The sequence below is a fragment of the Kaistella gelatinilytica genome (assembly GCF_015679325.1).
In the GTDB taxonomy this organism is placed as follows: Bacteria; Bacteroidota; Bacteroidia; order Flavobacteriales; family Weeksellaceae; genus Kaistella; species Kaistella gelatinilytica.
In genome coordinates, this window is record NZ_JADPVI010000001.1 from 1,529,169 (window position 1) to 1,542,665 (window position 13,497).

The following is a 13,497-nucleotide window of genomic DNA, read 5'->3' on the forward strand; positions in this document are numbered from 1 at the left end:
TAAAAACGATTGTTCTAGTTTACTTTTTAATGAACTTTTTTGTAATACTGTTTTCACCTGAAGATATTTTAATAAAATAAACTTCTGCAGGCAAACTGCTTGTATCAATGCTGTTTACTCCATTAATAATAGATTTTTGAATAATTATCTTTCCACTTACATCTGTGATCGTTATATCGGTTTTAGCAGCGCTGGTCACCTCTACAAACAAGTTATTTTCGACAGGATTGGGATAGAGTTTCAAATTATTTTTAGTATTGAAATTATCTGTATTTAAAACGCCGCAGGTGAATAGAAAATTTTTCCAGATTAGTGCCGACTGATAAGATGCAAAACTGGCTGCAGGAACTATTAAACAACATACAGATTGATTTACTGCCTGAAAAACAAGAGCATTGATCACCAAAGGAGTAACGATTGCGCAGGTTATAGAATTTAAATTTATACAATTGCTAAAAGCAAAATCTTCAATAGCAGTCACGGATTTTGGAATGGTAACGGAAAGCAGACCAGTACAATCTTCAAAAGCTCTTTCGCCAATTGAAGTAACCGAGTTTGGAATTTTTACGGCAGTTAACTGAGCACACCCTTTAAATGTACTGGGTCTGATCGAAACCACGGAATTCCCTATTGTAACCGTATTTAATTTAGTACACAGGTAAAAAGCAAAAGACCCCAGATTGGTAACAGAGTCCGGAATAATTACGGAGAGTAAATTACTACAACCACCAAAAGCATAATCGCCAACCGAACCAGCTGTATTTGAAATTTTTGCGGATTGTAAACTCACACAATCTGCAAAAGCACTGGCTCCAATAAAATTAACCGAATTTGGTATAACTACACCAGTTAAAGCAGCGCAATTGCTAAAAGCAGTCGCCCCAATATAAGTCACAGAATTAGGAATATTTACGTTCGGTAATTGAGTACAATAACTAAATGCACTTTCGCCAATGGAGGTAACCGTATTTGGAATAGTAACCGAAGTTAAATGAGTACATTGATTAAAAGTGAGACGTCTTATAAATTCAACATTAGTAGGAATAAGAACAGAAGTTAAATTTGTACAGAATTGAAAAGCGCCTTCTCCAATAACAGTAACAGCTGCTGGAATAGTAACTGCGGTAAATTTAGAACAATATGCGAAAGCATAATTTCCGATGGAAGTTACGGTATTTGGAATGATGATGGCGTTCAAATTTAAACAATTGTAAAACAGATTGTCACTAACTGATGTGAGTGTGTTTGGAATATTTGCCGAGGTTAATCCGGTACAATTATAAAAAACAGATATACCCAAAGAAGTAACCGTATTCGGAATATTGATGGAGGATAAACTGCTGCAAGCATTGAACGCACTCTCTCCTATTTTAGTAACAGTATTAGGAATATTTATCTAACTTAATAAAGGACAGTACGCAAAAGCAAAGGCACCGATCGAAGTCAGAGCATTCGGTAAAATAACTGAAGGTAAAATTGAGCAGTTCGCAAAAGCATTATCTCCAATAGAAAGCACAGAATTGGGTATTGTAACAGCGGTTAAAGCGATACAGCTGTAAAAAGTGTAAGACCCTATGGCAGTTATAGAATTTGGGATGACAACGGAAGTTAAATTTAAACACGAATTAAAAGCACTGCTTACTATAGAAGTTACAGCGTACGTTGTGCCGCCGTCACTTACGGTCGACGGCAGAATCAATGCGCCATTGTACCCTGCATTATTTCCAACCTCTACAGTTGTTGCACTGGTAATATTATAATTGACGCCATTCACCGTAAAAGCTGATGCTATACTAAAACTTAACACAGCAAATAACAAAAGTAATTTTTTATACATGATAATTAATTTTTGTGTTTTATAATAAGCAAAGCTAGGAAATAAAAGAATTAATTATTTAATAATGAACGCTTTATCTGAAATAAATTAACTTAGTTTAACAAACGATAAAAAACTTTTCCAATGAACTTAAAATCTACTTCGATTGCAGGGATTAGCAATTAATTCGGAAAACAAAATAAAAAACTCCGATGTCGAAGATTTGTGATTCAAATTTTAAGTATGCTTGGAAGCGTTGATTGACGAAATTTGAAAGAGTTCGATAAGCTGTTTATGTTAAACTTTAGTTAATGATAATATTAAAAAAGGTGTGGCTTGATTTGTGACAGATCATTATCAATAATTAAAAAATAAAGTATGAAAACTAAATTGTTATCAATAGCCGCCCTTATTCTACTATCAATTGGAGTTTCAGCACAGGAAACGCCAACTGTAAAACAGGAAGTAAAGAAAGATGCGAAAGCAGTAGGAGACGGTATTTCTGATGGTGCAGAATGGACCGCTAAAACTGCTGAAAAAGGCGCAACCGCTACCAAAAAAGGTGTTAAAAAAGGCGCAAAGTGGACAAAAAAAGCTGCCAAAAACAGCACAAAATGGACGAAGAAAGCTGCGAAAAATACAGGAAATGCTGTAAAAGACAGCTACGAAGACACTAAAGATTATGTAAAAAAAGAAACTAAATAAGTATTCTTAATTATTTTTCAAAAAAAATTCAACCCATATTTTGGGTTGAATTTTTGTTTGCAGTCTAAATATATTGATGATTTAATCTTTCGAAATCCTTATTACCAAAATAATTAACAAGTAAAAAACTAGAAGAAACAACTTTTTTAAACAGAATAAAAACGGTCATTCAAGTAATTTCTATAATTTAATTTCCGGTTGTAATTGCTGCACAAAGTCGATCAGAAAAGGAAATTCAGCCACATCTTCATCGATAACAAAACCGTTGTAAGTCGTAACATCCAGATCGATTTCACGCGGCGCATTTTTGTTTTCGGTTCTTACTCTTCCTAATAATGCTTCGATTTGTTTGAGATGCATTTTTAATTCAGATAAACTTTTTTTGGTATGAAAAAGGATTGCTCCATTTAGAAATTCCGGTTGGTCTTCAAATTTTAGCGGTTTGGTTTTTATAAAGGCCGAACGCTGCATGATAAAGCCAAATTGCTGCAGATGATCCAAAGCTTTATTAAAATTTTCTTCGGAGTTGATATTAGAACCGAGAGCAATAACTGAAGTATTGTAGCGATCTGTACCATCAATTTGAACCATCACATTATCGGCAAAGCGCAAAGCATTTGGCTTTTCTACTTTTACATAAATATCCTGCAAAGGAGCACCTGAAGTTTGGATATGATCGTATATCTTTTCCGCCAAAGCTTCGATCAAATGAAAACTTTTATGATCTACAAAATCAATAACTCCTTTCGTAATTTTCTTGTAATCAACGGCGTGCTTTACATCATCTGTTTCAGAAGCCATTGAAGTATCGTATTTAAAGGAATAAGAAATGATAACATCCTGCAACTTTTCAGTTTCCCAGTCGATGAAACCAATAAATGCTCGAAGACGTAGATTTTCTACGCGGACTATCGATAATTTCGGATTGTAATTTGATCCCATATTTTTCTGAATTATTATTTTTATTGCTGTTTTAAAAGCAAATTCGAATTTTTAAAATTTAATTTTTTAGACCAGATGATCGCCACCATCAATGTATAAAATCTGACCGGTGAAAAAATAACTGTCCAGTATAAATTGAAAAGCTTTTAAAATCTCCTCTAAATTACCCACTGTTTTCAAAGGAATATCTTTAGCCAAATTTAGTAAATAGCTTTCATCTTTTCCTGGTGGCGGCAGAATTAATCCCGGAGCAATCCCGTTCACTCTTATATTTGGCGCCAGTTCTAAGGCTGAAATTTTCGTGAAATCCTTCAATAATTTTTTACTCAAAATATAATCGAGATGAACCGTACTGTTTTTTGTCACTTTGGTATCTACGAAATTAATGATATTTCCTTTACCGAAAACACTCGCGAAGGCTTTGGTAAGAAGATAAGGAATTTTAAAATTGATCGTCATTTCCTTGTCAAAAAGTTCGCTTCCCGGCTCTTCAAAATTAGACGGAATAAAATCGGAAGCACAATTCACCAAAATATCGATGATGATTTTTTTCTTTTGCAGATCCTTGAAAATCTGATCAAAATCATTTTCTTTCAAAAAATTTATTTGCAGCAATTCCACTTTCAGATCGCTGTAGATAGATTCGATCTCATTTTTTAATTTTTCGGCTTTTTCTTTGGAAGAGTTGTAATGCAAAACCAAATTATAATCTTGCTTGGCCAGATGAATGGCAACGGCTTTTCCAATTCGGTCGGCACTGCCGGTTACTAGAGCATAATTTTTCATAATTATTTTTGGGGCTAAATAATGCTCAAGTTAAATTTTCTAACTTGAGCATCATGAAATTAAAAGACTAAAAATAGGTCTAAAAACCTTCTTTCACTATAAATTCTTCTGCGATCCCTAATGATTTTAATTGACCTTCAACCGCATCCATCATCGCTGGAGGTCCGCAGAGATAATAATATTTTAGATTTTCATCTGAATACTTTTTAATTAATTCAGCCGAAATATATCCGTGTTCATAACCGTCAATTTCCGCTTTTGATAAAACATTGATAAAATTTTTACCAAGAACGGAAGAAAAATAATCCTCTAAAATAATATCGCTTTTTTCCTTATTTGCAAAGAGCAGTTTATTTCCGTTCAGTTTATTTTGTTGTGCTAAATTTTTCACAATTGCGATAAACGGCGTCACTCCCGCTCCACCAGCAATAAAAATGCCAGCTCCTTTAAAATAAATATCTCCGAAAGGATCATAAACTAAAACCTCATCGCCCGGTTTTGAAGAAAGCAACTCATTGGTCATCCCATGATGCTCCGGATAGGTTTTGATCGTAAATTCGATATGATCATCGTCTGGTAAAGAAGTAAATGTAAAACAGTTTTTCTTCTCGCTCCATTCCGGTTTGTTCAGTGAAATATCCACCGCCTGTCCTGGAATATAATGTAATCCTTCCGGTTTGTCAAGAACCACACGCAAAACATCGTGGGTAAGATGTTCAATCGATTTAATATGGGTAATTTGCGACATGACTGCTTATTTAGTTATAAAAGTACAATAAAAATTCCTTTCGCAGGGCTACATTTTCGAAGTTCTAAAGTAAAGACCTTTGGTATGTATTGAAACATATGATGAGTATTAATTCACAATGATTTTTCCTTTCATCACAAGATGCACCGAACAATAATAATCTGAAGTTTTGTCGGGAGTGAAAGTCCAGGATTGTCCATTCTGCAAAAGTGGAGATGCCCACAACTTATTGATTTCCGTAGCGTTGTGTGCAACAATATCTTTGTTGACGAAGGTTACTTTTTCACCTTTTTTCACCGTAATACTCGCCGGATTAAACTTCATATTTTCTATCGTTACAAGATGATCTTCTGCTTTTGAATCAGCGCTTTCAGTTGAACTGGTTTTCGAATTTAATGCTGAATCAATTTTTGGTAAACTCTCTGTAGCATCGGTTTTTGTAGGAGTATTATCTGTTTTCAAGGCAGAGTTATCATTTGTTGGCGGAATCGAATCTTTCGACCCCAAATTACAGGCACTCACAATAAGTAAACCGACTGCAAGTGCTGTAAATTTTATTTTATGAACATATTTTAACATGATTACATTTTGTGTGATTTCATGTCTTTTTGAATCATTTTTGCGTGTTCAAGGTGCGTTTTAAAGATGGGCAAGGCTTTTTGCAATAATGCTTTCAATTCTGCATTTTGAGACTGTGGAATTAACATGTTTTCTACCGCGTTCACTGCAAATTCATGGTAAGCAACTTCGTTATCGACGTAAGCTTTGTCAAACGCTTTCCCTTTTTTAGAATTCAAAATTGATTTTTCTTTAACTGCTCCAGCTAAAATTGATTTTGAAACCGAATTGGTTTTTGGAGTTACTTTTAATTTGGTAACCAGATCTACAGCCATTTTTATGACTGCGCTGTGATCAGTTTTCATCGTCATTGCAAAGTTTTTTACCGCTTTGTTATGTGATTTTTTCAAGGCAATCGCTGCATATTCTACATCAACTTGGTTTGCGGTTACTGCAACAGATGCAATTTCAGGATCGGTAAGTTGAGGCGTTTTTTGCTCTTGTGCAGAAACTGCAGAGAAGGATAATAGTGCAGTCATAAAAACTGCTCCGGATAAAACTACGTTTTTTAGCGTTTTCATTTTGTTTATTTTTTAGGTTAATATTTAATTTAAAGGAAATTTGATTTGACATTCAAAAATTATTTTCTAATTTCAACATCATCATCGCGTCACCGAAATCCCTTCATATCTATAGAGTACACGAAACTAAAAAAGGTTACAAAAGATTTACAATGATCTATAAAAAGTACAAAAACATAGAGTTTAATATTAAAGGAAATATTTCCAAACCCTAAATATCGACTGTAATTCTTCTTATTTTAAAGGTCAAATATTTTCATTTGTCAGTTGCAACAGTTTTAGATTTTCTTCTAAAATTTTATACCGTAAAACATTATCTTTGCCTTATGGATTTAAAATATCTCATTCGGGAACCCGAAAATATCAGTTCAAAAACACCACTTCTCGTTCTGCTTCATGGTTACGGAAGCAATGAAGAAGATTTATTTAGTTTTGTCCCTACGTTGCCCAAAGACTGGTTGATCGTAAGTTTCAGAGGACCGCTCGATACTGCTTACGAAGGTTTTTCCTGGTACGACATCGACTTGATGAATGAAGAAAACCGCATCGATATTCCACAGGCTAAAAAATCACTCGACGGAATTCTGGAAAGTATCATGACAATTTCTAACCGGTATGGATTGACCGATAATGAAACGCACCTCGCCGGTTTTTCCCAGGGTGGAATTTTGACCTATGCTTTAGCGCTTCATCATCCGGACCTTTTTTCGAAAGTTGCCTGCATGAGTTGTTATCCGGAGGAAAAACTTTTAGAAAATATTATTAAAGACAAAAAAAAATTGGAGCGGATGCGCTTCTTTATTTCCCACGGGATCGACGACGCTGTGATTCCTTTGGATTGGGGAAAAAAAGGTGCAGAATTATTGTATGATCTGAGTTGTTATTTCAGTTTCCGGGAATACATGAGCGGACATGGCGTGAACCAAAAAAATTATATGGATCTGATGGAATTTTTTCAGAAATAAAAGTTCAATTTTTGACAGACAAGCAAGAATTTTATAGATAAAATAAAAAGCAAATTACAGACAATGAAAAAATTTCTCCTTTTATTAGTACTGATAACCGTACAAATCACAGCGCAGATCACGTTAAAAATTACGGCAATACCTGCAAATACGCCATCAGGATCTACCATTTATGTCGCAGGAACATTTAATAACTGGAATCCCTCTTTAACACCGATGGTATCGGACGGAAATGGAAATTATATTTACACTGTTCCAGAAGGAACCGGCGTTTTAGAATACAAATTTACTCGCGGCGCCTGGTCTTCAGTAGAAGGAAACGCGACCGGAAATGACATTCCGAACCGATCTGCGAATTTCACCGGAAGTGCGCAAACATTGAATTTAACAATTCAATCCTGGAAAGATTTAGGCGGCGCTGGAAATCCTAGTACAGCTGCTTCAAATGTTCATATTTTGAGCAATAATTTCGCAATTCCTCAATTGAACCGCACCCGAAAAATCTGGATCTATTTACCACCGGATTATGAAACGAGTACCAAAACTTATCCGGTACTTTACATGGAAGACGGTCAAAATTTGTTCGATAATGTTACTTCTTTTTCAGGAGAGTGGCAAGTTGACGAAACTTTGAACACCCTTTTTGCGCAAGGTGATTATGGTGCGATCGTCATTGGAATTGATAACGGAGGTGCAAACAGAATTGATGAATATACGCCCTGGAATAATCCGCAATATGGCGGTGGTGAAGGAGATCAATACATGCAGTTCGTTGCAGAAACTTTGAAACCTTATGTAGATGCCAATTACCGCACAAAACCTGCGAAAGAATTCAACGCTTTGATCGGAAGTTCTTTGGGCGCTTTAATTTCAAATTATGGTGGTGTAAAATACAGCCAGACTTTCTCCAAAATCGGATCTTTCAGCCCAGCTTACTGGATCGTAAATACTCAGTTTAATAATTACATCACGAATTCTACGGCCGATTTATCGGGAATGCGAATTTATTTTGTGGCAGGATCGGGAGAAAGTTCAACGATCGTGAATGAAATACAAACCGTAAAAAATAATTTACAGACAAAAGGATTAACTGCAGCCAACACTTTAGTTAAAATAGATTCTTACGGTCAACATAACGAAAATTACTGGAAAGGTGAATTCAGTGCTGTTTACAAATGGCTTTTTCAAACAACACCGCTGGCTACGAAAGATTTTTCTAAAAAAAAAATAGAAGCCGTGTTCGGAAAAAATCAAATCTTCATCAAAGGATTAAGTAAAAATTCTGAAGCGAAAATTTATGAGATGTCCGGCAGAATGGTAGAAAAAATTCAGCTTAAAAATGGTTCAAACGACTTAAAAAACGCTTTGCCAAAAGGGAATTACATCCTTCAAGTAGAAGCTGAATCCGTAAGATTTCTAGTTAAATAAATCGAGAACTTTCAGACAAAATGTAAAACGAAGTTATTTTTAGCTTCGTTTTTTTTATGGAAAATTTTAAATTCTAAGGTTCAATAACGGTAGAATTCTTAACTTCTTTGATCATAAAAGAACTTTGCGTACTCGAAATATGTTGCAGATTGGTCAATTTACTCACCATGAATTCGCGGTATTCCTGAATGTCCCGCACACAGATCTTCAGAATATAATCGGAATCGCCGGAAACATGAAAACACTCTAAAACTTCGGGAAACTGTGTAATTTCTTTTTCAAATTGAGAGATGTACTCTTTTCTGTGCTGCACGAGCTTCACCTGACATAAAACGATGAAATTTTTTTGGATTTTTTCCGGATTTAAGAGCGCAACATAACTTTTGATGATTTCCTGTTTCTCTAATTTTTTAATTCTTTCAAAAACTGCAGTAACCGACAGATCGAGCTCTGAAGCGAGTTCTTTCGTAGTTTTCTTCGCATCGTTTTGAAGTAAAATGAGGAGTTTTTTATCTTTTGGATCAAGCATGAGTAGATTTATTTTCGGTTTTGCCAAAGTTTAATTTTCAAATATAAATTTTAAATCTACTAATATCAAATTCTTTAGATTTATTTTCTGAATACTTTCAAATATATTGTTTTTAAGTTTGAAATAAAAGATATTTATCAAAATATAAAACAAAACTCATGGAACAATTTAATGCTGCAAATAACATTCAGGATCTGCAATATTTTGGGGAATTTGGTGGAGTAAATCCCTCAATTTCAGACAGTTCAACCTACACGTTTCTTTCTGCAAAAACAATGTTTGATACTTTTGAAGGAAACACTGAAGGTTGCTATCTGTATTCCCGACACTCAACGCCTAGCAACCTTTATTTGAGCGAGGCTTTGGCGCAAATGGAAGGAACAGAAAGTGCAAACGTAACCGCTTCCGGAATGGGTGCGATCACTTCTACCCTGCTTCAACTCTGCAAAGGTGGTGATCATATTATTTCAAGCCGTACAATTTATGGCGGAACGTACGCTTTTATGAAAAATTTTCTGCCCGGTTTTAATATTAAAACTTCATTTGTTGACATCACCGATCTATCAGCAGTTGAAAATGCAATTACTGAAAACACGAAAGTTCTGTTTTGCGAAACCGTAAGTAATCCACTTTTGGAAATTGCCGACCTTCGCGAGCTTTCAAAACTGGCAAAAAAATACGATCTGAAACTGATCGTCGACAATACTTTTTCGCCACTTTCGATTTCACCGCAAATGCTTGGAACCGATATTACGATTCACAGTTTAACCAAATTTATCAATGGAAGCAGTGACGCCGTTGCCGGAGTTGTTTGCGCGTCCTCTCAATTTATCAATGATCTGAAAGATGTAAATTCCGGCGCATGTATGTTGCTCGGACCGACTTTAGACAGTTTCCGTGCGGCAAGTATTTTGAAAAATCTAAGAACGCTTCATATCAGAATGAAGAAACACAGCGAAAACGCACAATATTTGGCAGAACAATTTGAAAAAGATGGATTGAACGTAAAATATCCCGGATTGCAAAGTCACAAACAACATGAACTTTTCAAAAGCATGATGAATCAAGAATACGGTTTTGGTGGTTTATTAACACTTGACGTACAAACCATGGAAAAAGCAAATGAGTTAATGGAATTAATGCAGAAAGAAAACTTAGGTTATCTGGCGGTAAGTCTTGGTTTCTATAAAACATTATTCTCCTGTTCCGGAAGTTCAACTTCTTCAGAAATACCGGAAGCTGAACAAAAAGAAATGGGACTTTCGCAAGGTTTGATCAGGATGTCAGTTGGTTTAGATCATGACATTAAAAGGACTTATTCAAAAATGAAATGGTGCATGGAGCAGGTTGGAGTTTTATAATTTTTTTGAGCAATCATTATAAGTCACAATAATATGAGATTCTCATCATTATTGTGACTTTTTGTTTAAGTTAATGAGTAATTGAAAAGCATTATTTTAAGATACTTATTTAAATAATACGATCTGATTTAATAGACGCCATTAATTAAAATCAGAAGATATATTTCTAAAAAATTAATCCAAAAAATTTTTAACCTTTTTACAATAAATTTCGATCAAAAACAAGACTTGAAATCTAAGCCCGTCTTTTGCTATGCGTCACATTGTTAATGACAATAAATATTTTGTATAACTGTTATTTAACATAATACGTAAAAGATTAAAATGTATTTTTGAAGATTAAATATAAATATTGGTTATTAGCAATGAAAAAGTTACTTTATCTTATCGGAATTAATTTATGCTTGTTCGTAAATGCGCAAGTTGGTGTTAACACTACAAATCCATCAACGACATTTGATGTCTCAAAATCTTCAGTATCAACTGTTGCCGATGGCGTGCTTGTTACAAGAATAAGTGGTGATGATCTGAAAGCAAAAGATGGTCTGTATCTCGCGAATCAAAACGCGACATTGGTTTATGTCACTGCTGTTCCTGCGACAACTTCGACAAAAACATCGAATATTAAATCACCCGGTTTTTATTATTATGACAACAGCATCAGCAAATGGGTAGGACTTATTAAAGATAATAATTTCCCCAAATTTTTCTATATGCCTTCAATCCTCGTGAATACCGCAACTTTAGGTCCGAAAACACTGGATTTGTATGCGATTTATTTTGCGCAGTTTAATTCACCTCCCGTAAAAAGTGCAGGATCGACAGGAAGTATCCCGACATTGCCAAAAACTCAGTTAGAATATTATGTGACCTACTACGATACTTCATTAATGAACACGATCACTATCGATGCAAACGGTTTGATGTCTTATAATGTGATCGGGAATGCTTCAGATGCAAGTTTTATGAATATTGTATTTGTTGTAAAATAATTGAAGATGACGAGAAAAATTTTAATAGCTTTTTGCGCAATCCTATTGTTCAGTAGCAATTTAGTAATGGCGCAATTTACCATTACCAATACGCTGAAAACGAATGACGCAACTGGTTTGAAAATCGGTGATGTGGCTTTTTTAACCGCTGCAAATGGAGTCGATCCAAATGGAAGTGGCTGGTTAAGATTGACTTCTGCAACAGCAAATCAAAAAGGCTATCTATATGTTAAGCAAACATTTCCAACCGCGTTGGGAGTTATTGCAGATTTTGAATATACAACCTGGAGATTTACTAATGACGGATATTCTGGAGCTGATGGATTTGCGGTCTTTCTTTTTGATGGTGCGGTAACAGAAGCCAATTTCAGTTTAGGAGGATATGGAGGTTCTTTAGGTTACGCAACTTACAGCAATCCAGCAGGAAAAACAGGTTTATCAGGAGGATACATTGGTTTAGGTTTCGATGAATACGGAAATTTTGCAACAGCAACTGAAGGCAGAAATGGTGGTCCAAGTGGAGCGCCAACAACAGTGGTCCCCAACGCAATTGTATTAAGAGGTCCTACTTCTCCAACTTATACCGCATCGAATATTTACTTAACACACAAAGCTTTAGGTGATCAAACTGGTGGTGCGGCTGCAATCCGTACTAGAGACGAAATTGATTACAACACCTTAACCGCAACAAGACCGACGGAAACTCAATTTTACAGAAGAGTTCAAATTTATTTAACAAAAGTTGGAGCAGATTATCTCATTACCGTAAAATGGAAAAAACAAGGCGACCTCGTTTTTAACACCGTTCTTTCTTATACCATGAATGGAACGGCTTATCCTTTGCCTGCAGACCTTCGTATCGGTTTTGCTGCTTCAACCGGAGGTGGATATAATTTTCACGAAATCCGAAATATTTTATTGACTACTCCCGGAAATATTCGCGTAGACAGTCGATCAGATACGGCTTTGCTCTGTAATGATACTGGTACAAATCCAGTGACTTTTAAAATTGAGGTTACGAATGATACCGCAGCAACTTTAAACAACATTGATTTTACGAATCAAATCCAGGATGCGGCCGGAAATCTTTTAGATATTTCTAAATTTAAAATTTCCAGTTTGTCCACAAGTGGTTTTACAAGCTCAAATTTACCAACATCCACTTTCCCTACGAATAGCATAAGCGGAAAAGTTGGTTTAGCACCAAACACTGCTGGGATCGTAACCATTACAGGAAATTATTTTAAAAGAAGTCTGCCAACAAATCAGAATTTTAAAAGTGTTTCTACGGTAAACTCTACCGAAATTACAGATACTGATTTAACAAACAATTCAGCAACGACCGTTGTTAACGTAAGAAAATGTAGTATTTTGACGAATCCGTCGATGCCATCGTACAATAAATAAGACAAAAATGTTTCAATAAAAAACCGCACCATTTAAAGTGCGGTTTTTTTTTAATATATTTTTTAATCAAATGAATTCGGATGATGCTTCTGAATTTCTTTCACCGTTCCCAAAACTTTATCCTTTAAAGAATTTTGATAAGTTTCTAATTTTTTCGAAACTTTTTCATCAGAACTCCCAATAATTTTTGCGGCTAAAATCCCGGCATTCATGGCACCATTTAAAGCAACCGTCGCCACAGGTATTCCGGACGGCATTTGTAAAATCGATAGAACAGAATCCCAACCATCAATAGAATTAGAGGACAAAATAGGAACGCCGATTACGGGTAAAGTCGTACAACTTGCCACCATTCCGGGAAGATGTGCTGCACCACCTGCTCCTGCAATAATCACTTTCAATCCCCGTGATTTCGCAGATTTTGCATAATCGAACATTCGTTCCGGAGTTCGGTGTGCGGACACCACTGTTAGTTCGTACGAGATTTCCAACGATTTCAGAAAATCCGCTGCCTGTTCCATAATTACCAGATCGCTCTGACTTCCCATTATTATTCCGACCATCATTAATGTAAATTTTAAGGTTTAAAGTTAAGAAAATTTCGATGTTTTAAAAGATAAACCGTCATTTCCTTCAGAAAGAAAACTGTAATTCACTTTTTTGATCTTTTAGAAATCTG

15 protein-coding genes are annotated in these 13,497 nt (G+C 35.3%); 6 read left to right on the forward strand and 9 right to left on the reverse strand.

Translation table 11 applies throughout. The annotated features are described in order from the left end of the window. Positions 1-19: 19 nt before the first annotated feature. Together IV494_RS14860 and IV494_RS06875 are read right to left on the reverse strand one after the other, a co-directional pair. Positions 20-1,396, reverse strand: a complete 1,377-nt coding sequence (locus tag IV494_RS14860) for a leucine-rich repeat domain-containing protein (RefSeq protein WP_317192995.1) — start codon at positions 1,394-1,396, stop codon at positions 20-22. After that, positions 1,397-1,837, reverse strand: a complete 441-nt coding sequence (locus IV494_RS06875; RefSeq protein WP_196079394.1) for a leucine-rich repeat domain-containing protein — start codon at positions 1,835-1,837, stop codon at positions 1,397-1,399. It abuts the gene before it with no gap. Positions 1,838-2,194: 357 nt separating this feature from the next. Between IV494_RS06875 and IV494_RS06880 the strand changes: the two genes are divergently transcribed. Further along, positions 2,195-2,521 (forward strand): hypothetical protein, encoded by a 327-nt coding sequence (locus IV494_RS06880; protein ID WP_196079395.1) that lies wholly within the window; start codon positions 2,195-2,197, stop codon positions 2,519-2,521. Between the two features lie 180 nt (positions 2,522-2,701). Here IV494_RS06880 and folK read toward each other — a convergent pair whose 3' ends face one another. The 5 genes from folK to IV494_RS06905 form a co-directional block, all read right to left on the reverse strand. After that, positions 2,702-3,463, reverse strand: coding sequence for a 2-amino-4-hydroxy-6-hydroxymethyldihydropteridine diphosphokinase (gene folK / locus IV494_RS06885; protein ID WP_196079396.1), 762 nt, complete (start codon positions 3,461-3,463; stop codon positions 2,702-2,704). Positions 3,464-3,529: 66 nt separating this feature from the next. Beyond that, positions 3,530-4,249, reverse strand: a complete 720-nt coding sequence (locus tag IV494_RS06890; protein ID WP_196079397.1) for an SDR family oxidoreductase — start codon at positions 4,247-4,249, stop codon at positions 3,530-3,532. Positions 4,250-4,328: 79 nt separating this feature from the next. Then, positions 4,329-4,997 carry an FAD-binding oxidoreductase gene (locus IV494_RS06895; protein WP_196079398.1) on the reverse strand — a complete coding sequence of 223 codons (669 nt, stop codon included), beginning with the start codon at positions 4,995-4,997 and terminating at the stop codon, positions 4,329-4,331. Positions 4,998-5,105: 108 nt separating this feature from the next. Beyond that, complete coding sequence (locus tag IV494_RS06900) at positions 5,106-5,576, reverse strand: plastocyanin/azurin family copper-binding protein (RefSeq protein WP_196079399.1); 471 nt, start codon at positions 5,574-5,576, stop codon at positions 5,106-5,108. Positions 5,577-5,578: 2 nt separating this feature from the next. Continuing rightward, complete coding sequence (locus IV494_RS06905; protein WP_196079400.1) at positions 5,579-6,136, reverse strand: DUF4142 domain-containing protein; 558 nt, start codon at positions 6,134-6,136, stop codon at positions 5,579-5,581. Between the two features lie 326 nt (positions 6,137-6,462). Here IV494_RS06905 and IV494_RS06910 point away from each other — a divergent pair, with 326 nt between their 5' ends. Together IV494_RS06910 and IV494_RS06915 are read left to right on the forward strand one after the other, a co-directional pair. Further along, positions 6,463-7,101, forward strand: coding sequence for an alpha/beta hydrolase (locus IV494_RS06910; RefSeq protein WP_196079504.1), 639 nt, complete (start codon positions 6,463-6,465; stop codon positions 7,099-7,101). A gap of 63 nt (positions 7,102-7,164) precedes the next feature. Continuing rightward, entirely contained in the window at positions 7,165-8,529 is a 1,365-nt protein-coding gene (locus IV494_RS06915; protein ID WP_196079401.1) for an alpha/beta hydrolase-fold protein, read from the forward strand. A 73-nt stretch (positions 8,530-8,602) separates the two neighbouring features. On the opposite strand, the gene IV494_RS06920 is transcribed toward IV494_RS06915, so the two are convergent. Then, positions 8,603-9,058 carry an Lrp/AsnC family transcriptional regulator gene (locus IV494_RS06920; protein ID WP_196079505.1) on the reverse strand — a complete coding sequence of 152 codons (456 nt, stop codon included), beginning with the start codon at positions 9,056-9,058 and terminating at the stop codon, positions 8,603-8,605. Positions 9,059-9,216: 158 nt separating this feature from the next. On the opposite strand from IV494_RS06920, the gene IV494_RS06925 reads away from it, so the two are divergent. From IV494_RS06925 to IV494_RS06935, 3 genes are all read left to right on the forward strand, one after another. Further along, positions 9,217-10,419: an aminotransferase class I/II-fold pyridoxal phosphate-dependent enzyme gene (locus tag IV494_RS06925; RefSeq protein ID WP_196079402.1), complete on the forward strand. Its 1,203-nt coding sequence runs from the start codon at positions 9,217-9,219 to the stop codon at positions 10,417-10,419. Between the two features lie 365 nt (positions 10,420-10,784). Further along, entirely contained in the window at positions 10,785-11,411 is a 627-nt protein-coding gene (locus IV494_RS06930; protein ID WP_196079403.1) for a hypothetical protein, read from the forward strand. A 6-nt stretch (positions 11,412-11,417) separates the two neighbouring features. Next, a complete protein-coding gene (locus tag IV494_RS06935; protein ID WP_196079404.1) occupies positions 11,418-12,818 on the forward strand; it encodes an L-type lectin family protein in 1,401 nt (466 codons plus the stop codon). Between the two features lie 62 nt (positions 12,819-12,880). Here the strand turns inward: IV494_RS06935 and purE are convergent, their stop codons facing one another. After that, positions 12,881-13,381 carry a 5-(carboxyamino)imidazole ribonucleotide mutase gene (purE, locus tag IV494_RS06940; RefSeq protein WP_196079506.1) on the reverse strand — a complete coding sequence of 167 codons (501 nt, stop codon included), beginning with the start codon at positions 13,379-13,381 and terminating at the stop codon, positions 12,881-12,883. Positions 13,382-13,497 lie beyond the last annotated feature (116 nt).